Source organism: Microbacterium sp. STF-2 (assembly GCF_034650155.1).
Taxonomy (GTDB): Bacteria; Actinomycetota; Actinomycetes; order Actinomycetales; family Microbacteriaceae; genus Microbacterium; species Microbacterium maritypicum_A.
This window is the reverse complement of record NZ_JARKMW010000001.1, coordinates 1,518,309-1,542,986: the sequence shown is the minus strand read 5'-3', so window position 1 is coordinate 1,542,986 and position 24,678 is coordinate 1,518,309. Positions and strand designations below refer to the sequence as shown.

Genomic DNA, 24,678 nt, shown 5'->3' with positions numbered 1-24,678 from the left:
TCGTCGCCTTCTTCCTGAGGTGCGCACGCGGGGCGGGGATCGAGCGTGCCTGTTTGCGTGGTCTGACCACACGCGATACTCTGTGGTCAGACCACAGGAGGTTCGATGACCGACCAGCCGGCGCGCGCATGGCGACTCGTGCTCGAGCACATCGAACGCGACCTCCTCGACGGACGTCTCGGTCCGGGTGATCGTCTCCCGTCCGAGCGTGATCTGGCATCCGAACTCGGCGTCGGACGCTCGAGCGTGCGCGAGGCGTTCCGGGTGCTCGAAGTGATGGGGCTCATCCGCACAGCGACCGGCTCGGGCCCGCAATCGGGCGCCATCGTCATCGCCACGCCCACCGGTGGCATGTCAGCGCTGCTGCGGCTCCAGGTGGCGGCGCAAGGCTTCCCGCTCGACGACGTCGTGCGCACGCGTCTGGTGCTCGAAGACGCGGTCGTCGCCGCGATGGCAGGCGCCCCCGAGCGCGACACGGACCGCGCCCATGAACTGCTCGCCGCGATGGACGCCCCGGGCCTCGCCCCGTCGGAGTTCCTCGCCCTCGACGCGCAGCTGCACCTCTCGCTCGCCGAGGCCAGCGGAAACACGGTCATCGCCGCGATGATGGCGGGTCTTCGTTCCTCGATCGAGTCCTACGTGCAGGCGGGCGTCTCCGCGATCGCCGATTGGGGGGCGATGGCGACGCGGCTTCGCGCCGAGCACCACGCACTCGTCACGGCGATCGATGCCGCCGACGTCGAGACAGCGCGTTCCCTGGTCCACACGCACATCACCGGCTACTACACGTCCGCGGGCCTGACCCGTGAGATCCACCCCCAGATCTGAGAGGCACATCATGGTGCAGCGCCAATTCCCCAACCCCGTCGAGCTCCTCGAGCTGATGAAGTTCAAGAAGCCCGAACTCGACGGTCGCAAGCGACGGTTGGAGGGTGCTCTCACGATCGATGATCTTCGCCTGATCGCCAAGCGCCGCACGCCGAAGGCCGCGTTCGACTACACCGACGGCGCCGCCGAGGGCGAGCTGTCGCTCACGCGCGCACGTCAGGCGTTCCAGGACGTGGAGTTCCACCCCGGGATCCTGCGACCGGCGCCGACCGTCGACACCAGCGTCGAGATCCTCGGCGGTCCGTCCGCTCTGCCGTTCGGAATCGCCCCGACCGGGTTCACCCGTCTGATGCAGACCGAGGGGGAGACGGCGGGCGCGGGCGCCGCGGCCGCCGCCGGGATCCCGTTCACGCTCTCGACCCTCGGCACCACTTCGATCGAGGGCGTGAAGGCTGCCAACCCGCACGGACGCAACTGGTTCCAGCTCTACGTCATGCGCGACCGTGAGATCTCCTACGAGCTCACCCGTCGCGCCGCCGCCTCGGGGTTCGACACCCTGCAGTTCACGGTGGACACCCCGGTCGCGGGAGCGCGTCTGCGCGATAAGCGCAACGGGTTCAGCATCCCGCCGCAGCTGACCCTCGGCACGATCATCAACGCGATCCCGCGCCCATGGTGGTGGTATGACTTCCTCACCACCCCGAAGCTCGAGTTCGCCTCGCTCAGCACCACCGGGGGGACCGTGGGCGAGCTGCTGGACGCCGCGATGGACCCCACGATCAGTTATGACGATCTCGCCGTCATCCGCGATATCTGGCCAGGCAAGATCGTGATCAAGGGCGTGCAGAACGTCGAGGACTCGGTGCGTCTGCGCGATGCCGGAGTCGATGGGATCGTCCTCTCGAACCACGGTGGCCGCCAGCTCGACCGTGCACCGATCCCGTTCCACCTGCTTCCCGAGGTGCGCAAGACCGTGGGCGACGACTTCACGGTGATGATCGACACCGGCATCATGAACGGTGCGGACATCGTCGCCGCGGTGGCGCTTGGAGCGGACTTCACGCTGATCGGACGGGCGTACCTCTACGGTCTGATGGCGGGCGGACGTCAGGGTGTCGACCGCACGATCGCGATCCTGCGCAGCGAGATCGAACGCACGATGCGCCTGCTGGGTGTCGCCTCGCTCGCCGAGCTCGAGCCCGCGCACGTGACCCAGTTGACCCGCTTGGTTCCCGTGGCCCGCGCCGCCGCGGAAGCCCGCGTGCGCTGAGCCCTGCTCGTCCGGATCTGACCGGGAGGTGGCCACGTCGTCTCAGGACTGCGTGGCCACCGCCCTGGTGCGTGGGGGCCACGGCACCAGCATCGACGTGGTCTTGCGGTACTGGGCGTACGCCGGATACTTCGACGCGGTTATCGACTCGGTGAAGATCGTCGAGCCGATGAAGAGCACGGTCAGCAGAGCCGGACCGACGATCGTCGGATTCAGCACCCCGCCGATGACGCCGGCTCCGCCGGTGACCGCAGCCGTCGCTCCGATCGCGTAGAAGGCCCACCACTGCGCCTGCTCGAAGAAGAAGTTCGGGTGCCGGCTGTATCGGAAGAGGCCCGTCGTGGCGAATCCCGGTGCGAGCGTGCCACCCGCCTGCTTCTTCCGCTGATGGAACACCCACTGCTGCTGATCGGCGATCGTCTCTCCGACGAGGAAGGCGACGAATGCGGCGATGAACAGCGCGTCCCACCCGGTGAGGGCCGAAGGGTGCTGTGCGGCGACCAGCGTCGGCAGCGTGATGAGCACGAGCAGTGCCATCTGATAGCAGATGATGAACAGCGCGTTGAAGATCTGGAACTGCCAGGGCCGCATCCGCCCACGCAGGATGGCCCAGCGGTAGTCCTCCATCCCGGTGTAGCCACCCTTGCGGGCGAAGTTGAAGGTCAGGCGTGCGCCCCACGCGGTGGCGAGCACACCCATCACGACCACACGCGCCGACCCGTCACCGTTCACGAAAGCGCCGGCGACGAAGATCCAGACGTAGGCCACCGGCACGATCGACCACGCGCGGTCGACCCAGGAGGTGTCGCGGGTGATCAGGGAGAGCACCCAGCAGACGGCGCTGGTGGCCGCGGCGACGACGATGACGATCAGCAGGGCATCCATGACGCCATGCTAGGACTCTCGCCTAGGGTCGCGCAGCGCGACACCGCGAAGGTCAGAGCGTCAGCAGAAGCGCGTCGAGCTTGTCTGCGGTGTCTTCCCAGCCGTCGACGGCGATGGCGGGAACACCGATCGCGAGCACGGGGTAGTCGTTGCCCCCCTCATCGAGCCGGTCGCCGTAGAACAGCATCTCGGTGAGGGCGATGCCGGTGTGCGCGGCGAGTTGCCGCATTCCGAAGGCCTTGTCGATACCGGCTTGGGTGATGTCGATCGAGGTCGAACCGCCCGAGCGCACCTCGAGACCGGGAAGGCGTGCGGCGACCGCATCCCGCAGCGCAGCCCGCTTGGCGCCCGTCGGGTCCCAGTCGTGCTTCGCCTCGCGCGGCGCACGCTGACCGAGCGCCGAGAAGGTGATCTGCGATCCGCGGTCCTCGAGGATGTCGCCCCACGGCTCGGCCTCCCACAGTCCGAGGCGCTCGGCCTCTTCGCGCAGAGCCGTGAGGGCCGCCTGCTTGTCGGCCTCGCTGAGATCGTGGGCGTAGACCGGGGCGAAGTCCGTGCCGTCGTGGCGGAGGTAGCGGGTGCCGCAGGTGGGCAGGAGGTGCAGGCGGGCGAGATCGGAGGGGTCAGCGTCTCCGAGCTGTGCGATCACCTGCGAGCGGAACTGCGCCTCGTTCCCTCCGGAGATGATGGCGACGTCGACGGTGCGCAGCAGAGTGCGGAGCAGCGCGGCGATCCGCGGGTCGATCAGGCCCTTGGAGGGGGCGAGCGTGTCATCGAGATCGAAGGCGACGAGTGTGGGCGCGGTCATGATGTCTCCAGCCTAGAAGGTGGACGCTGGGAGGATCTCGGGCCGATCAGCAGGGTGAAGGCGACCGCGACGGCGACGCCGATGATGGCGCCCGTCGAGTTGGCGACGACATCGTTCACGGTGGCCGCGCGGTGGGGGAGAGCCACACGTTGGGCGATCTCGATCATCGCTGACAGCAGCGGCCCCACCAGCACAGCGAGGAACCAGATACGACGGGGGAGGAGTAGGAAGGCGAGGATGCCGACCGGCACGAAGACGAGCACGTTCGCGATGATCTCGAGCCGGGTGAAGTCGAGCCACTCCCAGCCGAGACGGTGAGCTGTGGCGAGCACGAGGTCGAGCAGATTCGGCATCGACTCCTCGACCTTCGACGGCGTGAGGGTGAGAGCGGCGAGGCCGATCAGGAAGGGGACACCGAGGGCGATCGCCCAGGCCCGGGTGAAACGGCGCGGCGGCGGGAGCAGAGAGTTCATGCGTTCCCTTTCGTGCACGGTCCCGGTACAGAGAAGGCCGCCCCTGAGGGCGGCCTTCCGGTGTTACTGGTCGGGGTGACAGGATTTGAACCTGCGACCTCTTCGTCCCGAACGAAGCGCGCTACCAAGCTGCGCCACACCCCGTTTGCAACCCTCCGAGTCTACAGGGAAATGTTCCCTGCGCCGAATCGAGGCCGGATCACACCTGTGCGGTCAGAGTGAGCAGCGTCGCCTCGGGGCGGCAGGCGAACCGGACCGGGGCGTAGATGGAGTGTCCACACCCCGCGCTGACGTTGAGCGGCACAGTGCGGCCGCCGTGCGACCAGGTGCTGAGCCCCTTGGCCTGCTTGAGCGGGATGTCGCAGTTCGCCACGAGAGCCCCGTACCCGGGAATGCACACCTGACCGCCGTGCGTGTGGCCACCGAGGATCGCATCGGCACCGAGATCGATGAAGCCGTTGAGCACCCGCTGATACGGCGCGTGCGTGACGCCGAGGACGGGCGTCGCTGCGTCGCGGGCACCGAGAGCCGCGATGGCATCGGGAAGCTCATCCAGACGGTCCCAATCGCGGTGAGCGTCGTCGACACCGAAGAGATCGACGTCGCTGCCCGCGATGTTCAGCCGCGCCGCAGAGTTGTTGAGCTCGGTCCAGCCCAGCTCGTCCGCGAAGTACCGATCCATCGCGTCCGTGTCGAGAAGCTCCGGCTTGTGGTGCTTCTTGGACGGTCCGAGGAAGTAGCGGAAAGGGTTCCGCGGAGACGGCGCGGCGACGTCGTTCGAGCCGTGCACGAACACGCCGGGGATGCCGGCGAACGGAGCGAAAGCGCGCCGGATGCCGTCGAGTCCGTTCTCGTGGCCGAGATTGTCCCCGGTGTTCACGATGAGGTCGGGCTTCAGCTCGGCGAGGGAGGCGAGCCAGTCCTGCTTGCGATGCTGCCACGGCGCCATGTGCGCATCGGAGATGTGCAGGATGCGCAGCGGTGCGGCACCGGGCGGGAGAGCCACTGTTGAGGCCTCGCGCACGGTGAACAGGTACCGCTCGATCCCGATCCCCCAGATGGCGGCGCCGGCACCCACGGCCCCCACCGCGCCGAGCGCGATGAGGGCCGGGTGCGCGCCGCGACGGGCCGCTACTGGCACGTCACACGCACGGCGGTGGACTTGCTGGCCGCGGTGCCGGGCGCAGGGTCGGATCCGCCGACGACGGAGGTCGGTGGATTGCAGGAGTTGTCGAATTCGATATTCGTGAATCCTGCGGCGCCGAGCGCGGCAGAGGCTTGGGCTCTCGACATCCCGACGAGATTCGCCGGGACGGTCGTGCCCTGTCCGTTGCTGGTCGTGAGGGTCACCGTCGCGCCAGTGGCCGCCTCCCCGGTCGGATCCTGGCCGGCGACCAGGCCGACGGCGAGGTCGCTGTCCACTGCTCCTCCGACAGAGACCTGGAAGCCGGCGTCCGTCAGGATCGCGGTCGCTTCCTCGACGGACTTGCCCACGACACTCGGAACCGTCGTCAGCTGCTGTCGGGTGAGCTTGCCATCGGGCTTCGGGAAGGCGTCTCCACCGTACGCAGCGTTCGCTGCGGCCTGCGCGGCCTGCGCCACCGGGTAACGCATGTCGTTGAGGTTCCAGCCGTTGGCCCTCTTGCGGTAGATGTTCTCCTGGCCCTGCCAGCGGCCGGCCCAGACCGCCGTGGCGACCTTGGTGCTGGACTCGATCATCATCGTCGACCAGGTGTCGTGCGTTCCGGTCTTGCCGATCAGCGGCGTGCCGTCGTTGGGGTTCGCCCGGGAACCGGTGCCGCCGCCACCCATGACGCTCTGCAACGCGAAGGCGGCCGTCGCGGCGACCTCGGGAGAGATCACTCCGTCGGTGCACGACGATGCCGGCAGTTCGCGGTCCTGACCGTCGGGGCCGACGACGCGATCGATCGCGCGCGGTGTGCAGTACTTCCCACCGCTCGCGACGGTCGCGTAGGCGTTCGCCATCGCGAGGGGGGAGATGTTCTTCGGGCCGAGCACGTCGAAGGGCACGTTCTCGTCGGTGACCTTGTCGCCGTTCGCCAGCGTGACACCCATACGGTCGGCGACCTTGTTGATGTCGCAGATATCGAGCTTCGACGCCATCGCGAAGTAACCACTGTTGAGCGAGTTCTTCGTGAAGCTCAGCACGGATCCGGTTCCACCGCCACCGCCACCGAAGTTGCCGATCTCCTTGGTGTTGGCGTTCTGCTTGGCTCCGCAGACGGGGATCTTCAGGTTCGTCTGCACGCTTCCGTTGAGAACCTCGTTGACGGAGTGGCCCTTCTCGAGCCAGTCGATCAGCGTGAAGAGCTTGTAGGTCGAGCCGACCTGGAAGCCACCCGAGTTCCCGTGGTTCTTATCGCCCGCGAACACCAGGGAGGAGTAGGCCTGATCATCGGTGGGAGTCTCGGTGAAGGTCGTGTTCTGCGTCATGGAGAGGATTCGGCCGGTGCCGACCTCGACCGAGACGCCGGCCGCCCCGAAGTACTGGTTGTCGGCGTTGGCGGGAACAACCTCGGCCATCTTCTCGGCGGCGGGGTTCTGGATGCGGTAGTCCAGCGTCGTGTAGATCTTGAGGCCACCGCGGCGGAGCAGATCCGTCCGCTCCTGCTGGGTCTTGCCGAAGGCCTCGTCGTTCAGCACGATCGACTTCACGTACTGGCAGAAGTAGGCGCTCGTGCCTGCGGAGGCGCATCCCTGCGTCGGTGGGTTCAGCGCGGGGGCGATCTCCGAGGCATCGGCTTCGTCGTACTGCGCCTGCGTGATCTTGCCGTCCGTGAGCATGCGCCCGAGCACGTAGTGTCGGCGGTCCTTCGTGAGCGAGTATCCGTCCGCCGCAGTGTTCAGGGCGACGCCCTCGGCGTTGGTGGTCGTGCCCTGTTCGGCCTTGTCGATGCGATACGTGTTGGGGTTCTGCACGATGCCCGCGAGAGTCGCCGACTGCGCGACCGTGAGGTTCGCCGCGGTCGTCGAGAAGTAGTAGTTCGCGGCGGCCTCGATGCCGTACACAGTGCCACCGAAGTTGGCGATGTTCAGGTAGCCGAGCAGGATGTCGTTCTTCGAGAAGTCCTTCTCGATCTGGATCGCGTAGCGCATCTCCTGCAGCTTGCGCTCGATGCCCTTGGCCCCGGTCGCGTTGGTCGCATCCTTCCAGCACTGCTGGAGGTCCTCAGAGTAGGTGTCGGACGTGGTGTCGACCTCCTGCTCGCACTTCTGGATGAGGACGTTCTTCACGTACTGCTGGCTGATGGTCGACGCACCACGGCTGGACGTGCCGCGTACGTTGTCCACCAGAGCCTTCACCGTGGCGCCGATGTTGACGCCGCCGTGGCTGTAGAAGTTCTTGTCCTCACTCGAGAGGATCGCGTCGTACAGGTTCGGGGAGACCTGTTCGTACGTCACGGGGACACGGTTCTGCTCGTAGAACGACGCGAGTTCGACCTGGGATCCGTCGGGGGCGGTCGCGTAGATGGTCGACTGCTCCATCGGCGTGCTCGGGTCGAGGCTCTCGGGGAGCTGATCGAAGAGCGTGAGGGCCTGGGTGCCTGCGAGACCGGTCATCGCGAGGACCGGAGTGACGCTGGCCGTGACGAGGAGACCGGCGACGGCGCTCAGGCCGACGAGCCCGACGAGACCGCCGAGCACGCCTCTCACCGTGCGATTCTTTTGGGGCATACGCTTGATCGTAGGGGAGTTCCCTGAATACCGCCTTTGACGAGCCCGCCCCGGATCTCGGGTGTCGTGCCCCGATCGACAGGAGTGCCATGACCACGTGGGAGTACCTCACCACGCCGCTGCTGATCCACAACACCGCAGCCATCCTCAACAACTGGGGCAAGCAGGGCTGGGAGCTCGTCCAGGTCGTGCAGGGCCCCGAGGGCGGGCTCGTCGCCTACTTGAAGCGCCCCGTGACGTCGGACGCGTCGACGAACGCCGGTCTCGCAGCCGCAGAACAGGCCGCCCGTCAGTTCGAGGGAGGCCAGGCATGAGCGTCTCCGCCCGTCTTGCCGAACTCGGCATCGAGCTCCCGGCCGTCGCTGCCCCGGTCGCCGCCTACGTCCCGGCGGTCGTGCACGGCGGTCTCGTCTACACCTCCGGGCAGCTTCCGTTCGTCGACGGTGCGCTTCCGGCCGTCGGCAAGGTCGGCGGCGAGGTCTCCGCCGAGGACGCCAAGTCCTACGCCCGCACCTGCGCGCTCAACGCCCTCGCCGCGGCAGCGGATGCGGCCGGCGGGATCGATCGCATCGTCGGTGTGCTCCGCGTCGGCGGCTTCGTCGCCTCGGCGGAGGGCTTCACCGGTCAGCCCGGCGTCATCAACGGCTCGAGCGAGGTACTCGGTGAGATCTTCGGCGATGCCGGGCGTCACGCCCGCGCGGCCGTCGGCGTCGCCGAGCTTCCGCTCGGCAGCCCGGTCGAGGTCGAGGTCGCCTTCCTGCTGGCCTGACACCCGGCGCGGCATCCAGCCGCCGGTGAACAAGAAACGCGCCTCCCCGTCGGGGGAGGCGCGTTTTCTGTCTCGTCCGGGTGGCTCTACTTGACCTGCGCCGAGATGATGCTCATCACCGCGGTGTCGGCGAGGGTCGTCGTGTCACCCACCTCGCGGCCCTCGGCGACGTCGCGGAGCAGGCGCCGCATGATCTTCCCGGAGCGGGTCTTCGGCAGCTCACCCACGATGTAGACATCGCGCGGGCGGGCGATCGCGCCGATCTGCTCTCCCACCCAGAGGCGCAGCTGCTGGGCGAGGCCGGCAGGCTCGTGCGCGGCGAGATAGCTCTCCTTGATGATGACGAAGGCCACCACTGCCTGACCGGTCGTCTCGTCCGAGGCACCGACCACGGCGGCCTCGGCCGTCGCTTCGTGCGCGACCAACGACGATTCGATCTCCGCGGTCGACAGGCGATGTCCGGAGACGTTCATGACGTCGTCGACGCGACCCAGCAGCCACAGGTCGCCGTCGTCGTCGAGGCGCGCGCCATCCCCGGCGAAGTAGTAGCCCTGGTCTTCGAACTTCTCCCAATAGGTCTCCCGGTAGCGCTCGGGGTCGCCCCAGATGCCGCGCAGCATGCTGGGCCAGGGTTCGGTGATCACGAGGAGGCCGCCGCTGCCGTTGCCGACCTCGACGCCGCTCTCGTCGACGACGTCGATAGAGATCCCGGGCAGAGGCACCTGTGCGGAACCGGGCTTGGTCTCGGTGACTCCCGGAAGAGCGGACACCATGATCGCGCCGGTCTCGGTCTGCCACCAGGTGTCGACGATCGGGGTCTTGTTCGCCCCGATGACCTCGCGGTACCACATCCATGCCTCGGGGTTGATGGGCTCTCCCACCGAGCCGAGCAGTCGCAGCGACGACAGATCGAACTTCGCGGGGACGCTGCGGCCGATCTTCATGAACGAGCGGATCGCGGTCGGCGCGGTGTAGAAGATCGACACCTTGTACTTCTCGATGATCTCCCACCAGCGGCCGGGGTGCGGGGCATCCGGTGTGCCTTCGTAGAGCACCTGGGTCGCGCCGTTGGCGAGGGGGCCGTACGTGACGTAGCTGTGTCCGGTGATCCAGCCGATGTCGGCCGTGCACCAGAACACATCGGTCTCCGGGTGTAGATCGAAGACGTACTTGTGCGAGTACGCCGCCTGGGTCAGGTACCCGCCTGAGGTGTGCAGGATGCCCTTGGGCTTGCCCGTCGTGCCCGAGGTGTAGAGGATGAAGAGCGGGTTCTCGGCGGGGAAGGCCTGTGCCGTGTGCTCGGTGGAGGCGGCGGGGACGGCGTCGTGCCACCAGATGTCGCGTCCGTCGGTCCAGTCGACCTCGTTCTCGCCGCGGCGGACGACGAGGACGTGCTCGACGGTCTGCTGCTCGCCGTCGCCGCGGTCGGCAAGGGCCTGATCGACGGCCGGCTTCAGCGCCGAGACGCGACCCTTGCGGTAGCCGCCGTCGGCGGTGATGACGAGCTTGGCGCCGGCGTCGTCGATGCGCGAACGCAGGCTGTCGGCGCTGAAGCCGCCGAACACGACGGAGTGGATCGCTCCCAGGCGGGCGACCGCGAGCATCGAGGCGATCGCTTCGGGGATCATCGGCAGGTAGATCGCGACGCGGTCGCCCTGGCCGATGCCGAGACCTTCGAGCACGTTGGCGACGCGCTTGACCTCGTCCGTGAGCTCGGCGTACGTGATGCGGCGGGAGTCGCCCGGCTCGCCTTCCCAGTGCAGGGCGACGCGATCGCCGTTGCCTGCTTCGACATGACGGTCGAGGCAGTTGTAGGCGACGTTCAGCTCGCCGTCCTCGAACCACTTCGCGAAGGGCGGGTTGCTCCAGTCGAGCACCTGGGTGAACGGCTTGTGCCAGTGCACCAGCTCTCGGGACTGCTCACCCCAGAAGGATTCGCGATCGGCGGCGGCACGCTCGTACAGCTCGGGCGACGAGATGGTGTGGGCGACGAAGTCCTCCGACGGCGGGAACTTCCGGGTCTCGTCGAGAAGATGATCGATCTGGCTGCTCATCGGCAGGCGCTCCTTTGCGGCATACGGGTCTTACGAGCATGGTCGTGGGGGTGGCGACCAGGTCACGGCGAATCTATCTCCGCGGCCTCCTGTCGCATACTGCCGAAAGTCGGTAGTGCGGCCGGTTTTGTCGGGACGGTCGCCTTGCGTACACTCGACGACAGCCGAATTCTCATTCCGGCCTTGGCGTGCCCGATTCCCCCAATCGTGGTTCGTCGTGGGCGGCATCTCATTCCCCCCGTGAGATGCCGCCCATTCCTTTGGGAGCGCTCCCTGCCGTGCCGGGTTCCGCCGGAGGCGTCGCCTGCACCGTGGGCGGATGAGTGGTCTTATTCACAGGCGCTGAGCCGATCCGCGCCTCACGCCTTTCCCGCACGACGGCCGCGCATAGCGTCGCGTCCATGCCTGATTCCTTCGTCATCCAGCCCAGGGGAGTTCGTTCGGCTGCGCCCGAAGGGGAAGCCCCGCCCGAGACCCGTCGCCTGGATCCGGCGTTCGGGCCGCTTCTCACCCACCTCGACGATGCCGTCACCGACGTGTTCGTGAACGGGGCGAGCGGGCTGTTCGTCGACCGCGGGAGTGGAGCAGAGCCCGCACCGGGGTGGAGGGCTTCGGAGCGGGAGGTCCGCGACCTCGCCGTCGCACTGGTCGGTCTCGGGGGACGCCATATCGACGACCAGGCGCCCTGCGTCGACGTCCGTCTCGATTCCGGCGTCCGGGTTCATGCGGTCCTCGCACCGGTGTCGACCACCGGAACCGCCCTCTCGATACGCATTCCCCGCGTACGTGTCGCGGATCTCGACGCGCTCGCCGCTCTCGGTGCCTTCGATGCGCGCCAGCATGCCTGGCTGCTCGGGCTGGTGGCCGAGCGGGCGAACATCCTCATCACCGGGGGAACCGGAACGGGCAAGACGACGCTGCTGTCGGCGCTGCTGTCGGAGGTGTCGTCGACGGAGCGCATCGTCACGATCGAAGACGTCGCCGAGCTGCGTCCGCGTCACCCGCATCACGTCGCCCTCGAAGCGCGGCAGTCGAACCTCGAGGGCGCGGGCGGCATCTCTCTGGCGCGACTGGTGCGCGAGTCGCTGCGGATGCGTCCCGATCGGCTGGTGGTCGGGGAGTGCCGCGGTGAAGAGGTCCGGGAGCTGCTCACCGCCCTCAACACCGGTCACGACGGGGGTGCGGGCACTCTGCACGCGAGCGGGCTCCGCGACGTCCCCGCGCGGCTCGAAGCCCTCGGCGCCCTCGCCGGAATGGACGCGATCGCTCTCGCGCGGCAGGCGGTCAGCGCGTTCACGATCGTCCTCCACCTCGACCGCGCCCCCGGGGGCACCCGTCGCATCCGGCAGGCGGGGCGTCTCGTGATCGTCGGGGATCGTCTCGATGTCGAGGAAGTGCAGCCGTGGTGATGCGGTGGGGCCGTGTGGGGCGACGAGGGTCGACCGGCGCGACGGATGCCGCGACCTCGGTGCAGACGCTGGCCGTGCTGCTGCAGGCGGGGGCTGCGCCGGTCATCGCGTGGCGCCACCTGGCCGAGGCCGATGATCCGCAGGCGCGGGCTGTCGTCGACCGCCTCGATCGTGGCGTGCCGCTTCTCGAGGCCATCGAGGCTGAGGGCGGGGCGTGGATCGATCTGGCCGCCGCCTGGGAGATCGCGACGACGGTGGGGGCGCCGCTCGCCGAGGTTCTCCGCATGATCGCGGAGACGCTGCGAGACTCCGAGGCCGCGGCTGACGATGTGCGCATCGCACTCGCCGAACCCGCAGGAACCGCACGGCTGCTGCTGTGGATGCCGTTCGCCGGGGTGCTCCTCGGGTTCGCACTCGGGTTCGACACCATCGGAGTGATCTTCGGGAACGTGCTCGGCGCCGCCTGCGTCACCGTCGGCCTGCTCCTCGTCGCCGCGGCGCATCTGTGGACGACGCGCCTGCTGCGGCGGGCACGACCGGCGCCCGGCACCCCCGGGATGCACGCAGAGCTCGTCGCGGTCGCACTGTCGGGCGGGGCCTCGATCGATCGTGCGCATCAGCTGGTCTCGCAGGCGTCCCCCTCGGAGACCGGCGATGAACGCGTTCGCTCCGTGCTCGAGCTCTCTCGCGCCGCGGGGGTGCCGGCAGTCGAGCTGCTCCGGGCATCCGCGGCCCAGGACCGACACGCCGCCAGAGTGCAGGGGCGGCTCCGTGCCGCGAAGCTCGCGACACGCCTGTTGTTCCCGCTCGGGGTCTGCACGCTGCCGGCTTTCCTCCTTCTCGGTGTGGCGCCGCTCCTGCTCAGCGTCCTCGTATCCGCGCCGATGCCGCTGTGACGTTCCCGAACACCCGTACACCCCGATGCCCTGCATCCCACAGAAAGAAGGAACACGATGAAGAACATTCCCCTGCTGGATCGACGGCGCGCCGAGGCGTTGTTCGGCGACGACACCGGAGCCGCCACGGCCGAGTACGCGATCACGACGATGGCTGCTGTGGCTTTCGCAGGACTCCTCGTCGTCATCATGCGATCGGACGAAGTGCGTGGCATTCTCACCGATCTCGTGCGCCGGGCGCTGACGGTGTCGTGATGAAGATCACGAGACGATCCCGGAACGCCCGTGGCGTCGGCGAGGTGTCGCCGGCGCCGCGACACGCGGGCGACCGCGGATCCGTCTCGGCGGAGTTGGCCCTCGCTCTTCCCGCGGTGGTGCTGGTGTTCCTGCTCGGCGCGGGAGCTCTCGGCACGGCATCCCGCCAGGTGGCGCTGCAGGATGCCTCTGCCGACGCGGCGCGCCTGCTCGGACGCGGCGAAGAACAGGGCACCGCGAAACGCGTGGTGCAGTCCGCAGTCCCGGGAGCGAGGATGACGTCCTCGCTCTCGGGCGACCTCGTCTGCGTCAGCGCGTCGCTCGACGTTCCCGTCGGATCGGTGCTCCGTCTGCCTCTTCGTGCCAGGAGTTGCGCGCTCGACGGGGGACTCTGATGGCAGGTTCGGCGCTCGCGGCGGGAGTTCTCGCCGTCGCGGCGACGCTGTCCCTCGGCCTCGCCGCTGTCGGCGGGGCTGCGGTGACGGCACAGCGGGCGGCGGGTGCCGCTGATGCCGCGGCGCTCGCCGTCGCGGACGCCGCGAGCGGTGCCGTGCCGACCGACGAGCAGCCCTGTGAACTCGGAGCGAGGGTCGCGCGGGCGTCGGATGCCGTGCTCACCGGCTGTGTCCTCAGGGGCTTCGTGGCGACCGTGGAGGTGCAGGCGGCGTACGCTGGACTCGCAGCCGTCTCCCGAGCCCGTGCCGGGCCACCCGAGGGATAGCGACGGCAGCGCGACCTCGCTCACTGTGAACGACCCCGCACAGTGGTGTGTATGGTGTGCTTCGAAGAAAGGACGCACCCTTGGCTGAAGGCAAGAAGCTCGTCATCGTCGAGTCCCCGACGAAGATGCGGTCTATTCAGGGATACCTCGGCGACGGCTACGAGGTGCTCAGCTCCGTCGGCCACATCCGCGACCTCGCTGACAAGAAGGACATCCCGGCTGCGGACAAGCAGGCCTACGGGAAGTACTCCATCGACATCGACAACGGATTCGACCCGTACTACGTCGTCTCCGATCGGAAGACCAAGACGGTCGCCGAACTCAAGCGCGCGCTGAAAAGCGCCGACGAACTCCTGCTCGCCACTGATGAGGACCGCGAGGGCGAGGCGATCGCCTGGCATCTGCTCGAGACCCTCAAGCCCAAGGTGCCCGTGAAGCGGATGGTGTTCCACGAGATCACCAAGGATGCGATCCAGGCCGCAGTCGGCAACACACGCGAACTCGACCACGACCTCGTCGATGCACAGGAGACCCGACGCATCCTCGACCGTCTGTACGGCTGGGACGTCTCGCCCGTGCTCTGGTACAAGGTGAAGACAGGCATCTCGGCCGGACGCGTGCAGTCCGCTGCGACCCGCCTGATCGTCGACCGGGAGCGCGAGCGCATGGCGTTCACCTCCGCCGAGTACTGGGACGTCGATGCGGCGGCTGCCGCGACCGGCACCTCGTTCAAGATCCGTCTGGTGCGCGTCGACGGTGGCCAGCTCGCTCGCGGTAGCGACTTCGATGACGACGGCAAGCTCAAGAAGGCCGTCGTCATCCTCGATGAGGCCGCAGCGTCTGCCCTGGCGAAGGCCGTCGATGCCGTGGGCGCCGGCACCGTCACCAAGGTCGAGGCGAAGCCCGGCACCCGCAGCCCCTACGCTCCCTTCACGACATCCACGATGCAGCAGGAAGCCGGGCGCAAGCTCTCGATGGGCGCGAAGCAGGCGATGGGTGTCGCCCAGCGCCTGTACGAGAAGGGCTACATCACTTATATGCGTACCGACTCCACGTCGCTGAGCACCCAGGCGGTGCAGGCGGCGCGGAGCCAGGCGGTGGCCCTCTACGGCGACGCCGCGGTGCCGCTGAAGCCGCGGGTGTACAAGTCCAAGAGCAAGAACGCGCAGGAGGCCCACGAGGCCATCCGTCCGTCCGGTGATAACTTCCGCACGCCGGCCTCGCTGTCGTCGGAACTCGATCGCGACGAGCAGCGCCTCTACGACCTCATCTGGAAGCGCACCGTCGCCAGCCAGATGGCCGATGCCAAGTACGAGACCACCACGGTCACGATTGCCGTCGACGCCGCGGGCAAGAAGGCCGAGTTCACGGCCTCCGGGACCGTGTACACCTTCAAGGGCTTCCTGGAGGCGTACGAAGAGGGTCGCGATGAGAAGCGTGGCGACGCGGACGCCGCGGAGAACCAGTCGCTCCCCGCTGTCGCGGTCGGCGATCAGCTCGCGGTGTCGGATGCGGAGGCCAAGGGGCACCGCACCACCCCGAAGCCGCGATACACCGAGGCTTCGCTCGTGAAGGTGCTCGAGGAGAAGGGCATCGGTCGCCCCTCGACGTTCGCCTCGATCCCCGAGACGATCCTCGATCGTGGCTACGCGGTCAAACGTGGGCAGGCCCTCGTGCCGACCTGGCTCGCGTTCAGTGTCGTGCGCCTGCTCGAAGAGCACTTCGCCGAACTCGTCGACTACGACTTCACGGCTGCGCTCGAAGACGACCTCGACACGATCGCCCGCGGCGAGCAGAACCGGGTCGAGTGGCTCAAGTCCTTCTACTTCGGATCCGACAACCACGTGGGTCTGCGCCAGGTCGTCGACAACCTCGGTGAGATCGACGCTCGTGCACTGAACTCCACGCGCATCACCGACACGGCCACGCTTCGCTTCGGCAAGTACGGCCCGTATCTCGAGGTGGCCGACCCCGCGAACCCCGAGGCCAAGCCGCGCATCGTCAACGTGCCGGAAGACCTCGCACCCGACGAGCTGACCGCTGAGAAGGCTCAGGAGCTCATCGACGCTCCCGTCGCCGGCGACCGCGTGCTGGGGGAGAACCCCGAGAACGGCAAGATCATCGTGGTGAAGGACGGCCGGTTCGGGCCGTACGTGCAGGAGAACGACCCCGTGTCGGAAGACGCGGCGGTCGACGAGACCACGGGCGAGGTCGTCGAGGCTCCGAAGCCGAAGCGCGGTGCGAAGAAAGAGGCTGCCCCGAAGCCCCGCACTGCATCGCTCTTCCGCTCGATGTCGGTCGACGAGATCGATCTCGACACCGCGCTGAAGCTGCTCAGCCTTCCCCGCATCGTGGGCGTCGACCCGGAATCCGGCGACGAGATCACGGCGCAGAACGGCAGGTTCGGGCCGTACCTGAAGAAGGGCACCGACTCGCGTTCGCTCGAGTCCGAGTCGCAGATCTTCGACGTGACGCTCGAACAGGCACTCGAGATCTACGCGCAGCCGAAGTACGGCGCAGGCCGTCGGGCCTCCAGCGCGCTCGCCGAATTCGAGGCCGACCCTGTCAGCGGGAAGCCGATCCGCATCCGCGACGGCCGTTTCGGCGCGTATGTGACCGATGGCGAGACGAACGTGACGATCCCGCGCGGTCAGACCGTCGACGACATCACCTTCGAGGTTGCGGTCCAGATGCTCGCCGACAAGCGTGCCAAGGGCCCGGCTCCCAAGCGCGGAGCGGCGAAGAAGGCGCCTGCCAAGAAGCCTGCAGCCAAGAAGACCGCCGCCAAGACAGCCGCCACGACGACCGCCGCCAAGAAGGCCCCTGCGAAGAAGCCGGCAGCGAAGAAGACCACCGCTGCCGCGTCCGCCGCTCGTTCGGCGGCGGCCAAGAAGGCCGCGGCGACGCGTGCGGCCAACGCGGCAGCGAAGGCGGCGGAGAAGGCGGACTCGTGACCTCAGGGCACGGGGTGTGGATCACGTTCGAGGGCGGCGACGGCTCGGGGAAGACCACGCAGTCGAATCTGCTCGCCGAGTGGCTCGAAGGCGCCGGACGCACGGTCGTCCGCACGCGTGAACCCGGGGGTTCCGAGGTGGGACAGTTGATCCGAGACATCGTGCTGCACCATCGGGGCGACATCGCGCCCCGAGCGGAGGCACTGCTGTACGCCGCGGATCGGGCTCACCATGTCGCCACCGTCGTGCGACCGGCGCTCGAGCGGGGCGACATCGTGTTGCAGGACCGCTACCTCGATTCGTCCGTGGCGTATCAGGGTGCCGGCCGCGTGCTCGACGCGGCCGAGATCCGAGACCTGTCGCTTTGGGCGGCGGAAGGCGCGCTTCCGGACCTCACGATCCTGCTCGACCTCGACCCTGCGGCGGCGCGCACCCGTCTGGACTCCGCCGACAAGCCCTTCGACCGGCTCGAAGCCGAGAAGGCGGAGTTCCACGAACGCGTGCGCGACGCCTTCCTCACACTCGCGGAGGAAGAAGAGGAGCGGTTCCTCGTCGTCGATGCCTCCTCCGCGCCGGAGATCATCGCGGAACGGATCCGTGCGGGAGTCGACGCCCTTCTCGACTGAGCCGACCTGGCCGGTCGGCTCGACCACGATCTCGTGCGGTGGGCGTCGGTGGTCGCGATTAGGCTGAGTGCATGCCCCAGACCGTTCCCGCCCCTTTTCCCTGGGCGGATGTGTGGGGGCAGGACGCCGCCGTCGACACTCTCCGTGCCGCGGCATCCGATCCGTCCGCGCTCTCGCACGCCTGGTTGATCACGGGCCCGCCGGGCTCCGGGCGCTCCACCCTCGCGTACGCGTTCGCCGCGGCGTTGATCGCCGACCGACCTGACGACGAGAATGCGATGCGGCAGGTGCTCGCCGGTACTCACCCCGACGTCACGGCACTGCGTACCGACAAGGTCATCATCACGATCGCCGAAGCGCGCAGTCTTGTCGAACGCTCGTACTTCGCGCCCTCTGCGGGGCGCTATCGGGTCATCGTGGTCGAAGACGCCGACCGTATGGTCGAGCGCACCTCCAACGTGCTCCTGAAGGCGCTCGAAGAGCCGCCGGAACAGACGGTGTGGATCCTGTGCGCGCCGAGCGAGGCCGATCTGCTCCCCACGATCCGATCGCGCGTGCGGTCGTTGCGGTTGCGGGAACCCGATGTCGCCGATGTCGCCCGGCTCATCGGTCTTCGCACGGGCGTCGATGCGGGCGTCGCAGAGCAGGCGGCACGGCACGCCCAGCGCCACATCGGCATGGCTCAGCGACTGGCCACCGACGATGCGGCTCGGCGTCGGCGAGACGAGACCCTCCGCTCCGTCCTCGGCGTCAGGGGAGTCGGCGATGCCGTCGAGGTCGCCGGGCGCATCATCCAGGCGGCGACGGAGGATGCGAAGGCGCTCACGGCCGAACGCGACGCTCAGGAGCGCGCTTCGCTGCTGCGTACCATCGGCATCGCCGAGGGGCAGGCGGTGCCGCCGGCGCTGCGCACGCAGCTCTCCGCACTCGAAGACGATCAGAAGAAGCGGGCCACGCGGAGCCTCCGCGACGGGATCGACCGTGTTCTCACCGATCTGCAGTCGCTGTTCCGCGATGTCGTGATGGTGCAGTTCGGACAGGGCGACGACCTCATCAACAGCGAGTTGCGCACCGAGCTGTCCGACCTCGCTTCCGCCTGGTCCGAGACCCGTACTCTTGTCGTACTTGACCACCTTGCCGAGACGCGGCAGTCGTTGGAGCGCAATGTCGCTCCTCTGCTCGCCCTGGAAAGCTTGCTCGTGACGATCACGAGCGGGAGGAAACCGTGAACAATCGATCGACTTCCCGCTGGCGTCGAGCCGCCGCGATCATCGCAGGGCTCGCAGCCGCATCCGTCGCACTCTCGGGGTGCCTGTACGCGATGATTCCCGAACAGTCCTCGCGGCCGGCGACGTCCAGCGAACCCGACACCGAGGGCGTCGCGGAGGATCTGCTGCCCTTCTACTCGCAGGATCTCACCTGGACCGAGTGCGGCGTCGGCTTCGACTGCACCGACGTGACGGCCCCTCTCGACTGGGAGGACCCGGGCAAGGGTGAGATCACCCTCTCGGTGGTCCGGCACCGTGCCGAGGGCACTCCCGTCGGTTCGCTGCTGACGAATCCGGGCGGCCCCGGGGCCAGCGGCGTCGACCTGATCCTCAACAGCCTCGACTTCGCGGTCGGAGCCGACCTCATCGAGAACTTCGATGTGATCGGCTTCGATCCGCGCGGAGTCGGTGACTCGACCGCGGTGAAGTGCTACGACGCCCCGCAGATGGACGACTACCTCTATGGCATTCCCTCCGCTGCCCGTGGGACGGCCGAGTGGGAGGCCGAGCTGCTCGACTCCCACAAGGCCTTCGCCGAGGCGTGTGATGCGAACAGCAACGGCATCCTGCCCTACATCACGACCGTCAACGCGGCCCGAGACATGGATCTGATCCGGGCGGTGCTGGGCGACAAGCAGCTGAACTACCTCGGCTACTCGTACGGCACGTTCCTCGGTGCGACCTACGCGAAGCTGTACCCCGAGAAGGCAGGCCGCCTGGTGCTCGACGGCGCCATCGATCCGGCCGTCCCCGGGCTCGAGGTCGGGGCGACCCAGGCGCTCGGATTCGAATCCGCGTTGCGCGCCTACATGCAGGACTGCCTCGACTCGGGGGAATGCCCGTTCAACGGCACCGTGGACGAGGCGATGGCCGATCTGGGCGCACTGCTGGCGAGCGTCGACAGCACGCCTCTGAAAAGCGGAGACGGCCGCATGCTGGGTGCCGACTCGCTGATGACGGCCATCATCGCCGCGCTCTACTCGCAGGACAGCTGGGGCTACCTCACGCAGGCGCTCGACGAGGCTCTTCAGGGCGACCCGACCTCGGCACTGTTCCTCGCCGACTTCTACAACGGCCGAGAGAACGGCACCTACACCGACAACTCCGCCGAGGCGTTCCGTGCCTACAACTGCATGGACTACCCGGTGGAAGACGACCCGGCCGCGGAAGCGGCGACGAACGCGAAGATCGCCGAGGGCGCCCCGACGATCGCGCCGTACTGGACGGGCCCCGACTCCTGCGCGGTCTGGCCCTACCCGCCCACGGGCACGCGGGGTGAGATCAAGGCCGAAGGCGCCGGTCCCATCCTCGTGATCGGCACCACGAACGACCCGGCCACCCCCTACGAGTGGTCGGAGTCGCTCGCGAAGCAGCTCGAAGAAGGCATCCTCATCACGCGCGTCGGCGAGGGTCACACCGGCTACAACAAGGGCAACGCCTGCGTCGATGATGCGGTCGAGGCGTTCCTGCTCGACGACGTCGTGCCGGAAGACGGTCTCCGCTGCGAGTGATCGCGGTTTCGATTCGCGAGTGAGCGCGAGACAGGGTAATATCGGTGATCGCGCCGCTCACGCGTCGCACGCCGCTTTAGCTCAGTCGGCAGAGCATTTCACTCGTAATGAAAAGGTCGTCAGTTCGATTCTGACAAGCGGCTCCGAAGGCCCCGTGATGCGAAGAACATCACGGGGCCTTTCCCGTTCCGCACCGCGTACCCTCGAAGCATGAGCAGAGCGCTTCTCATCGTCGATGTGCAGAATGACTTCACCGAAGACGGCGCCCTCGCCGTCGCGGGCGGCGATGCGGTGGCCGCAGCCGTCACGGCATTCCTCGCCGCCCACACGGGCGACTACGCGGTGATCATCGCCTCGAGGGATTGGCACGATGCCGACGGCGACAACGGCGGACATTTCGCCGACGGCCCCGACTACGTCGACTCCTGGCCTGTGCATTGCGTCGCGGGGACCACGGGGGCGGCGTACGACCCGCTGCTCGCGACCGATGCCGTGACGCACCACGTCCTCAAAGGGCAGGGGAGGCCGGCGTATTCGATGTTCGAGGGGCAGACAGAGGCCGGGGAGACGGTCGGCGCCATCCTGGCCGCAGCAGGTGTGCTCAGCGCCGACGTGGTGGGCCTCGCGACAGATCACTGCGTCAGGGCGAGCGCCCTCGACGCCATTGCGCACGGCGTGCGGGTCCGCATCCTCACCGACCTCGTCGCCGGTGTCGCCGCGGAGACCAGTGATGCCGCACTCGCCGAACTCGTCCACGCGGGGGCGGAGCTGGTCGAGAGCGCCGACGCGTGAGCCGCAGCGTCCTGCTCCTGCGGGCGGTCAACGTCAGCGGCCGCAACAGGGTGCCGATGTCGCGCCTCCGCGAGCTGCTCACGGCAGAGACCGAGCTGAACGACGTCTCCACCTACATCGCGAGCGGCAACATCATCTGCGAAACACCGGAGCATCCGGCTGCCACGTGTGCGGCCGTCCGCATGGCCATCCACGATGAGTTCGGCGTCGACACCCCGGTCATCCACCGCACTCATGCGCAGCTGGTCTCTTCGGAATCCGCCCAGCCGTTTCCCGAAGGCGACGTGAAGTCCGTGCACGCGATGTTCCTGGAGGGTGCGCCCTCGGGCGACGCGATCGAGGCGTTGCAGCAGCGTCTCCGCGACACCGAGCGGATCGCGCTGATCGGCGACGACCTGTGGATCGATTACGGTGCGGGCGGCGTGCACTCCACGAAGCTCACCAAGACGGTGCTCGATCGCGCGCTCGGAGTGGCTGGAACGGCGCGTAACCTGCGGACGACGCGCACGCTCATCGAACTGACGGCGTGACGCCGCCCAGTTCGCCGCTCAGCGCTGCCGGAGGCGTCTGCGAATGCGCCTGCACGTCGACCCGGCGCGTGTCACAGGCGGTGCACCGCACGTAGAGCACGACGCCCTCGCTCGTCGGATGCCGTGACTCCACCAGCCAGGCATGCTCGTGCGCCTCGGCGGCGGGGCGGATGCGGGGGACGGGAAGGGTGTTCAGCGAGGTCATGCTTCCAGCGTGATGTAATGGTCTTATGCATCTCAACCCTTACGGCGAGTACGCGGTGCTGCTCGCCGCGTCGCTGGCCAACGACTGGCCGGAGACCCGCGCTGGGATCGAGGAGCGCACCCTGGAGCTCGGGATGACGCAGACGTTCCCGCCCGCCGCCGACGACCACGAGAAGGTCAGAGCCGTCATCGACGACTGGCTGGCGATCGTGGATGAACCCGACCCCGACGCGCGGGCGGTGCTGCTCAACGCGCAACTCGCGGCCGCAGCCGCCTATCCGAGATTGACGAACCACGACGGCGAGGGGTGGCACCTGCACTACCGCGACGACGTCCCGTCCCTGCCCTACGTGCTCCGGGCGATCATCAGCCTCGGCACGTCGCTGCACCTGGTCACCCGGGGAATGAGCCGGCTCGGCCGATGCCAGGCCACGCCGTGCACGAACGTCGTCGCGGACGTGACCCGCAACGGCCGCCAGCGCTTCTGCTCCGTGCGCTGCGCGAACCGTGCGGCCGTGCGTCGGCACCGTGCGCGAGCCTGAGCCTGAGCCTGACCGTCAGGCGGTCTGTCCGGCGTGCTTCCCTTCGCCGATCTCCTCGACGAGCTTCGCGTTGAAAGCCGGCAGGTCGTCGGGAGTGCGGCTGGAGACCAGGCCCTCATCGACCACCACCTCCTCATCCACCCACGTCGCTCCGGCGTTGCGCAGATCGGTGGTCAGGCTCGGATAGCTGGTGAGCGTGCGTCCGTCGACGACACCGGCTTCGATCAGGATCCACGCACCGTGGCAGATCACGCCTACCGGCTTGTGCTGCTCGAAGAATGCTCGTGCCAGGTCGATCGAAGCCTTGTCCATGCGCAAGTGATCGGCGTTGACAACGCCGCCGGGGAGTACCAGCGCGTCGAAATCGTCCGCACTGGTCTCGGTTGCGCGCAGATCGACGGCTTGCTCATGGCCGTTCTTGCCGGTGATGGCAGCGCCGTCCGGAGCGATCAAGGTCGCGCTCGCGCCTTCTGCCGTCACGGCATCCCAGGGACTCGTGAGCTCACTGTCTTCGAATCCGTCTGTCGCGAGGAATGCCACGCGGCTGCCGCTGAGAGTCATCGTCCGTCCTTTCCTGGAGAGTCGTCCGCCGTTCGGGGACGACTCGACGATCTCCCGGATCGGGGGAGGATGGAAGGGGGTGGCCGAGGTGATGAGCCGGTGATAAGGGGGAACGGTCTTCCGCGGAGCGCTCGTCACAGGTGCGCGAGTCCCGGCAGTACGATCCAGATATGCGCGTCCGTCCTGCACTCGTCCTCCTCCCGGTACTCATCCTGCTCGCGGGGTGTGCCCCCGAGCCGGCGTCGAGCCCTTCGCCCTCCGCATCGAGGACCTCTTCACCCACGCCCACCCCGACCCCCTCGGCGATCGAGACCACGGAACCGCCGGCGACGGGAACGGAGTTCACCACGACTGCGCTCGTCGATCTCTGCACCGAGAGGACCCGAGCTCTCGCACCGGATGCCACGTATTTCGGAGACATGGCGACCACCGAATGGCTCGCGTCGTCGTCGCTCTGGTTCGTGGTCATCCCCAAGTCGCTCGACGGTGCGGACAGCGTCGCGGTGTGCGGCATCGGGGGAAGCCAGGAAGCGCCGGTCTTCGCTCTCGAAGGGGAGTCGCTGCCGGACGGTGTGGCCGACATCCGAGCGGAGCTGTTGTCGGGCGCGCCCGGCGGCGAGTCCTGAGACAGTCGCCGAGCGGCGACCTGCGGTGGGCCCCGTGGGGCTCGAACCCACGACCCGCGGATTAAAAGTCCGATGCTCTGCCAACTGAGCTAGAGGCCCCTCATCAAAGTCTAGTGCGCACGACGAGGGGCCGTCGGCGACACAGCACCGCCGACGGCCCCTTTTCCCTCTCGGGATCCTCCCCCTGCTTCCGAGAGGGCGCGTGCCGGGTGTCCTCCCACCCGGCGATCCCTGGCTCAGGAAGCCGGGGGCATCAGAACCGTGTCGATGAGGTACACGGTCGCGTTCGCGGTCTTGACTCCACCGCAGATCACCTTGGCGTCGTTGACCATCAGGTCGTCACCGCTGCCCGTGACCTCGAGCTCGGCGCCCTGCACGGTCTTGTGCATGCCGTCGATGTCGGCCGGGTCGATCTGGCCGGGAACCACGTGGTACGTCAGGATCGAGCTCAGCGTGGCGCTGTCGGTCTTGAGTGCCTCGATGGTGGCCGGGTCGATCTTCGCGAACGCGTCGTCCACCGGTGCGAAGACCGTGAACTCGCTGCCGTTCAGGGTGTCGACGAGGTCGACGTCGGGGTTGAGCTGTCCGCTCACCGCCGAGACCAGCGTGGTCAGCAGCGGGTTGTTCGAGGCCGCGACCGCGACCGGGTCCTGCGACATTCCCTCGACGGAACCCGCGCCGTCCGGCACAGCGTCGGCGTACGCCGCGCAGCCGGGGCCGACCAGGTTGGCTGCCGGGTCCATCTCCATCGGCGTCGACTCCGACGTCTCCGGTGCCTTCGGCTCGGAAGACGAGTCCGAGGTGCTGCCGCTGCCCATGGAACAGGCGGAGAGCAGGAACGCGCTCGCCAGGCCGAGGGTGATTGCCGCGGTGACCTTCTTCTTGGTGCTGAACATGTCGAGCTCCTTCAGAAAACTGAGCCACGGCCTCTCCGTGGCGTCGAGTGCTGTTCGGAGCCCGTTCGGGATCGGATGGGAAGAATCTCAGAAATCTTGGAAAC

The 24,678-nt window shown here is 67.9% G+C and carries 26 protein-coding genes and 3 tRNA genes; 18 read left to right on the top strand and 11 right to left on the bottom strand.

Going from position 1 to position 24,678, the window contains the following annotated elements; all coding sequences use genetic code 11:
• The first annotated feature begins 105 nt into the window (after positions 1–105).
• Together MicroSTF_RS07335 and MicroSTF_RS07330 are read left to right on the top strand one after the other, a co-directional pair.
• Entirely contained in the window at positions 106–828 is a 723-nt protein-coding gene (locus MicroSTF_RS07335) for a FadR/GntR family transcriptional regulator (RefSeq protein WP_029267273.1), read from the top strand.
• A gap of 10 nt (positions 829–838) precedes the next feature.
• Positions 839–2,098 carry an alpha-hydroxy acid oxidase gene (locus MicroSTF_RS07330; protein ID WP_322954524.1) on the top strand — a complete coding sequence of 420 codons (1,260 nt, stop codon included), beginning with the start codon at positions 839–841 and terminating at the stop codon, positions 2,096–2,098.
• 42 nt (positions 2,099–2,140) lie between these two features.
• On the opposite strand, the gene MicroSTF_RS07325 is transcribed toward MicroSTF_RS07330, so the two are convergent.
• The 6 genes from MicroSTF_RS07325 to MicroSTF_RS07300 form a co-directional block, all read right to left on the bottom strand.
• A complete protein-coding gene (locus MicroSTF_RS07325) occupies positions 2,141–2,983 on the bottom strand; it encodes a DUF1295 domain-containing protein (protein WP_029267272.1) in 843 nt (280 codons plus the stop codon).
• A 52-nt stretch (positions 2,984–3,035) separates the two neighbouring features.
• Positions 3,036–3,791: an HAD-IIB family hydrolase gene (locus MicroSTF_RS07320; protein WP_029258713.1), complete on the bottom strand. Its 756-nt coding sequence runs from the start codon at positions 3,789–3,791 to the stop codon at positions 3,036–3,038.
• Positions 3,788–4,264: a VanZ family protein gene (locus tag MicroSTF_RS07315; RefSeq protein ID WP_322954520.1), complete on the bottom strand. Its 477-nt coding sequence runs from the start codon at positions 4,262–4,264 to the stop codon at positions 3,788–3,790. The genes MicroSTF_RS07320 and MicroSTF_RS07315 overlap by 4 nt, the downstream gene beginning before the upstream one ends.
• Before the next feature lie 67 nt (positions 4,265–4,331).
• A tRNA-Pro gene (locus tag MicroSTF_RS07310) sits at positions 4,332–4,408 on the bottom strand.
• A gap of 55 nt (positions 4,409–4,463) precedes the next feature.
• Complete coding sequence (locus tag MicroSTF_RS07305; RefSeq protein ID WP_297555985.1) at positions 4,464–5,405, bottom strand: metallophosphoesterase; 942 nt, start codon at positions 5,403–5,405, stop codon at positions 4,464–4,466.
• Positions 5,396–7,960: a transglycosylase domain-containing protein gene (locus MicroSTF_RS07300; RefSeq protein ID WP_029258710.1), complete on the bottom strand. Its 2,565-nt coding sequence runs from the start codon at positions 7,958–7,960 to the stop codon at positions 5,396–5,398. The genes MicroSTF_RS07305 and MicroSTF_RS07300 overlap by 10 nt, the downstream gene beginning before the upstream one ends.
• A gap of 89 nt (positions 7,961–8,049) precedes the next feature.
• On the opposite strand from MicroSTF_RS07300, the gene MicroSTF_RS07295 reads away from it, so the two are divergent.
• Together MicroSTF_RS07295 and MicroSTF_RS07290 are read left to right on the top strand one after the other, a co-directional pair.
• Positions 8,050–8,274, top strand: a complete 225-nt coding sequence (locus tag MicroSTF_RS07295) for a hypothetical protein (RefSeq protein WP_021199127.1) — start codon at positions 8,050–8,052, stop codon at positions 8,272–8,274.
• On the top strand, positions 8,271–8,729 hold the full coding sequence (locus MicroSTF_RS07290; RefSeq protein WP_021199126.1) for a RidA family protein: 459 nt from the start codon (positions 8,271–8,273) through the stop codon (positions 8,727–8,729). Before MicroSTF_RS07295 ends, MicroSTF_RS07290 begins: the two co-directional genes overlap by 4 nt.
• Before the next feature lie 86 nt (positions 8,730–8,815).
• On the opposite strand, the gene acs is transcribed toward MicroSTF_RS07290, so the two are convergent.
• Positions 8,816–10,783 carry an acetate--CoA ligase gene (acs, locus tag MicroSTF_RS07285; protein WP_021199125.1) on the bottom strand — a complete coding sequence of 656 codons (1,968 nt, stop codon included), beginning with the start codon at positions 10,781–10,783 and terminating at the stop codon, positions 8,816–8,818.
• Positions 10,784–11,184: 401 nt separating this feature from the next.
• On the opposite strand from acs, the gene MicroSTF_RS07280 reads away from it, so the two are divergent.
• The 12 genes from MicroSTF_RS07280 (at position 11,185) to MicroSTF_RS07225 (ending at position 21,745) form a co-directional block, all read left to right on the top strand.
• A complete protein-coding gene (locus MicroSTF_RS07280) occupies positions 11,185–12,192 on the top strand; it encodes a TadA family conjugal transfer-associated ATPase (protein WP_029258709.1) in 1,008 nt (335 codons plus the stop codon).
• Complete coding sequence (locus tag MicroSTF_RS07275; protein ID WP_322956361.1) at positions 12,192–13,088, top strand: type II secretion system F family protein; 897 nt, start codon at positions 12,192–12,194, stop codon at positions 13,086–13,088. Before MicroSTF_RS07280 ends, MicroSTF_RS07275 begins: the two co-directional genes overlap by 1 nt.
• 57 nt (positions 13,089–13,145) lie before the next feature.
• Positions 13,146–13,343, top strand: coding sequence for a DUF4244 domain-containing protein (locus tag MicroSTF_RS07270; protein WP_021199122.1), 198 nt, complete (start codon positions 13,146–13,148; stop codon positions 13,341–13,343).
• Entirely contained in the window at positions 13,343–13,738 is a 396-nt protein-coding gene (locus MicroSTF_RS07265) for a TadE family type IV pilus minor pilin (protein WP_322954510.1), read from the top strand. The genes MicroSTF_RS07270 and MicroSTF_RS07265 overlap by 1 nt, the downstream gene beginning before the upstream one ends.
• Positions 13,738–14,064, top strand: a complete 327-nt coding sequence (locus MicroSTF_RS07260) for a hypothetical protein (RefSeq protein ID WP_021199120.1) — start codon at positions 13,738–13,740, stop codon at positions 14,062–14,064. The genes MicroSTF_RS07265 and MicroSTF_RS07260 overlap by 1 nt, the downstream gene beginning before the upstream one ends.
• Positions 14,065–14,144: 80 nt before the next feature.
• The gene (topA, locus tag MicroSTF_RS07255) at positions 14,145–17,018 is read left to right on the top strand and encodes a type I DNA topoisomerase (protein ID WP_322954508.1); all 2,874 of its coding nucleotides are present in this window, start codon (positions 14,145–14,147) and stop codon (positions 17,016–17,018) included.
• Positions 17,015–17,644 carry a dTMP kinase gene (gene tmk / locus MicroSTF_RS07250; RefSeq protein WP_167255710.1) on the top strand — a complete coding sequence of 210 codons (630 nt, stop codon included), beginning with the start codon at positions 17,015–17,017 and terminating at the stop codon, positions 17,642–17,644. Before topA ends, tmk begins: the two co-directional genes overlap by 4 nt.
• A gap of 71 nt (positions 17,645–17,715) precedes the next feature.
• Entirely contained in the window at positions 17,716–18,873 is a 1,158-nt protein-coding gene (locus MicroSTF_RS07245) for a DNA polymerase III subunit delta' (RefSeq protein WP_136024972.1), read from the top strand.
• A complete protein-coding gene (locus tag MicroSTF_RS07240; protein WP_029258703.1) occupies positions 18,870–20,423 on the top strand; it encodes an alpha/beta hydrolase in 1,554 nt (517 codons plus the stop codon). The genes MicroSTF_RS07245 and MicroSTF_RS07240 overlap by 4 nt, the downstream gene beginning before the upstream one ends.
• Positions 20,424–20,493: 70 nt before the next feature.
• Positions 20,494–20,566: transfer RNA gene (locus MicroSTF_RS07235), tRNA-Thr, on the top strand.
• A 67-nt stretch (positions 20,567–20,633) separates the two neighbouring features.
• Positions 20,634–21,215: an isochorismatase family protein gene (locus MicroSTF_RS07230; protein ID WP_322954505.1), complete on the top strand. Its 582-nt coding sequence runs from the start codon at positions 20,634–20,636 to the stop codon at positions 21,213–21,215.
• The gene (locus MicroSTF_RS07225) at positions 21,212–21,745 is read left to right on the top strand and encodes a DUF1697 domain-containing protein (protein ID WP_136024974.1); all 534 of its coding nucleotides are present in this window, start codon (positions 21,212–21,214) and stop codon (positions 21,743–21,745) included. The genes MicroSTF_RS07230 and MicroSTF_RS07225 overlap by 4 nt, the downstream gene beginning before the upstream one ends.
• Here the strand turns inward: MicroSTF_RS07225 and MicroSTF_RS07220 are convergent.
• Positions 21,726–21,950: a hypothetical protein gene (locus tag MicroSTF_RS07220; RefSeq protein ID WP_021199113.1), complete on the bottom strand. Its 225-nt coding sequence runs from the start codon at positions 21,948–21,950 to the stop codon at positions 21,726–21,728. The two genes, MicroSTF_RS07225 and MicroSTF_RS07220, sit on opposite strands and share 20 nt — an antisense overlap.
• 25 nt (positions 21,951–21,975) lie before the next feature.
• Here MicroSTF_RS07220 and MicroSTF_RS07215 point away from each other — a divergent pair, with 25 nt between their 5' ends.
• Positions 21,976–22,491, top strand: a complete 516-nt coding sequence (locus MicroSTF_RS07215) for a CGNR zinc finger domain-containing protein (protein WP_029258700.1) — start codon at positions 21,976–21,978, stop codon at positions 22,489–22,491.
• A gap of 15 nt (positions 22,492–22,506) precedes the next feature.
• Here the strand turns inward: MicroSTF_RS07215 and MicroSTF_RS07210 are convergent, their stop codons facing one another.
• Positions 22,507–23,052, bottom strand: a complete 546-nt coding sequence (locus MicroSTF_RS07210; RefSeq protein ID WP_029267250.1) for a type 1 glutamine amidotransferase domain-containing protein — start codon at positions 23,050–23,052, stop codon at positions 22,507–22,509.
• Positions 23,053–23,222: 170 nt separating this feature from the next.
• Between MicroSTF_RS07210 and MicroSTF_RS07205 the strand changes: the two genes are divergently transcribed.
• Positions 23,223–23,678, top strand: a complete 456-nt coding sequence (locus MicroSTF_RS07205) for a hypothetical protein (protein ID WP_029267248.1) — start codon at positions 23,223–23,225, stop codon at positions 23,676–23,678.
• A 26-nt stretch (positions 23,679–23,704) separates the two neighbouring features.
• Here the strand turns inward: MicroSTF_RS07205 and MicroSTF_RS07200 are convergent.
• Positions 23,705–23,777: transfer RNA gene (locus tag MicroSTF_RS07200), tRNA-Lys, on the bottom strand.
• 137 nt (positions 23,778–23,914) lie between these two features.
• Positions 23,915–24,574, bottom strand: a complete 660-nt coding sequence (locus MicroSTF_RS07195) for a fasciclin domain-containing protein (RefSeq protein ID WP_021199109.1) — start codon at positions 24,572–24,574, stop codon at positions 23,915–23,917.
• Between the last annotated feature and the right edge of the window lie 104 nt (positions 24,575–24,678).

Bases quoted from the DNA above. Each gene is read 5' to 3' on its own strand.
- MicroSTF_RS07215 (WP_029258700.1), top strand. From the start codon at position 21,976: ATGCATCTCAACCCTTACGGCGAGTACGCGGTGCTGCTCGCCGCGTCG.
- MicroSTF_RS07230 (WP_322954505.1), top strand. From the start codon at position 20,634: ATGAGCAGAGCGCTTCTCATCGTCGATGTGCAGAATGACTTCACCGAA.
- MicroSTF_RS07300 (WP_029258710.1), bottom strand. From the start codon at position 7,960: ATGCCCCAAAAGAATCGCACGGTGAGAGGCGTGCTCGGCGGTCTCGTC.
- acs (WP_021199125.1), bottom strand. From the start codon at position 10,783: ATGAGCAGCCAGATCGATCATCTTCTCGACGAGACCCGGAAGTTCCCG.
- MicroSTF_RS07210 (WP_029267250.1), bottom strand. From the start codon at position 23,052: ATGACTCTCAGCGGCAGCCGCGTGGCATTCCTCGCGACAGACGGATTC.
- MicroSTF_RS07195 (WP_021199109.1), bottom strand. From the start codon at position 24,574: ATGTTCAGCACCAAGAAGAAGGTCACCGCGGCAATCACCCTCGGCCTG.
- MicroSTF_RS07290 (WP_021199126.1), top strand. From the start codon at position 8,271: ATGAGCGTCTCCGCCCGTCTTGCCGAACTCGGCATCGAGCTCCCGGCC.
- MicroSTF_RS07315 (WP_322954520.1), bottom strand. From the start codon at position 4,264: ATGAACTCTCTGCTCCCGCCGCCGCGCCGTTTCACCCGGGCCTGGGCG.
- MicroSTF_RS07220 (WP_021199113.1), bottom strand. From the start codon at position 21,950: ATGACCTCGCTGAACACCCTTCCCGTCCCCCGCATCCGCCCCGCCGCC.
- MicroSTF_RS07325 (WP_029267272.1), bottom strand. From the start codon at position 2,983: ATGGATGCCCTGCTGATCGTCATCGTCGTCGCCGCGGCCACCAGCGCC.
- MicroSTF_RS07280 (WP_029258709.1), top strand. From the start codon at position 11,185: ATGCCTGATTCCTTCGTCATCCAGCCCAGGGGAGTTCGTTCGGCTGCG.
- MicroSTF_RS07295 (WP_021199127.1), top strand. From the start codon at position 8,050: ATGACCACGTGGGAGTACCTCACCACGCCGCTGCTGATCCACAACACC.
- MicroSTF_RS07270 (WP_021199122.1), top strand. From the start codon at position 13,146: ATGAAGAACATTCCCCTGCTGGATCGACGGCGCGCCGAGGCGTTGTTC.
- MicroSTF_RS07265 (WP_322954510.1), top strand. From the start codon at position 13,343: ATGAAGATCACGAGACGATCCCGGAACGCCCGTGGCGTCGGCGAGGTG.
- MicroSTF_RS07260 (WP_021199120.1), top strand. From the start codon at position 13,738: ATGGCAGGTTCGGCGCTCGCGGCGGGAGTTCTCGCCGTCGCGGCGACG.
- MicroSTF_RS07275 (WP_322956361.1), top strand. From the start codon at position 12,192: ATGCGGTGGGGCCGTGTGGGGCGACGAGGGTCGACCGGCGCGACGGAT.
- MicroSTF_RS07205 (WP_029267248.1), top strand. From the start codon at position 23,223: ATGCGCGTCCGTCCTGCACTCGTCCTCCTCCCGGTACTCATCCTGCTC.
- MicroSTF_RS07320 (WP_029258713.1), bottom strand. From the start codon at position 3,791: ATGACCGCGCCCACACTCGTCGCCTTCGATCTCGATGACACGCTCGCC.
- MicroSTF_RS07335 (WP_029267273.1), top strand. From the start codon at position 106: ATGACCGACCAGCCGGCGCGCGCATGGCGACTCGTGCTCGAGCACATC.
- MicroSTF_RS07330 (WP_322954524.1), top strand. From the start codon at position 839: ATGGTGCAGCGCCAATTCCCCAACCCCGTCGAGCTCCTCGAGCTGATG.
- MicroSTF_RS07245 (WP_136024972.1), top strand. From the start codon at position 17,716: ATGCCCCAGACCGTTCCCGCCCCTTTTCCCTGGGCGGATGTGTGGGGG.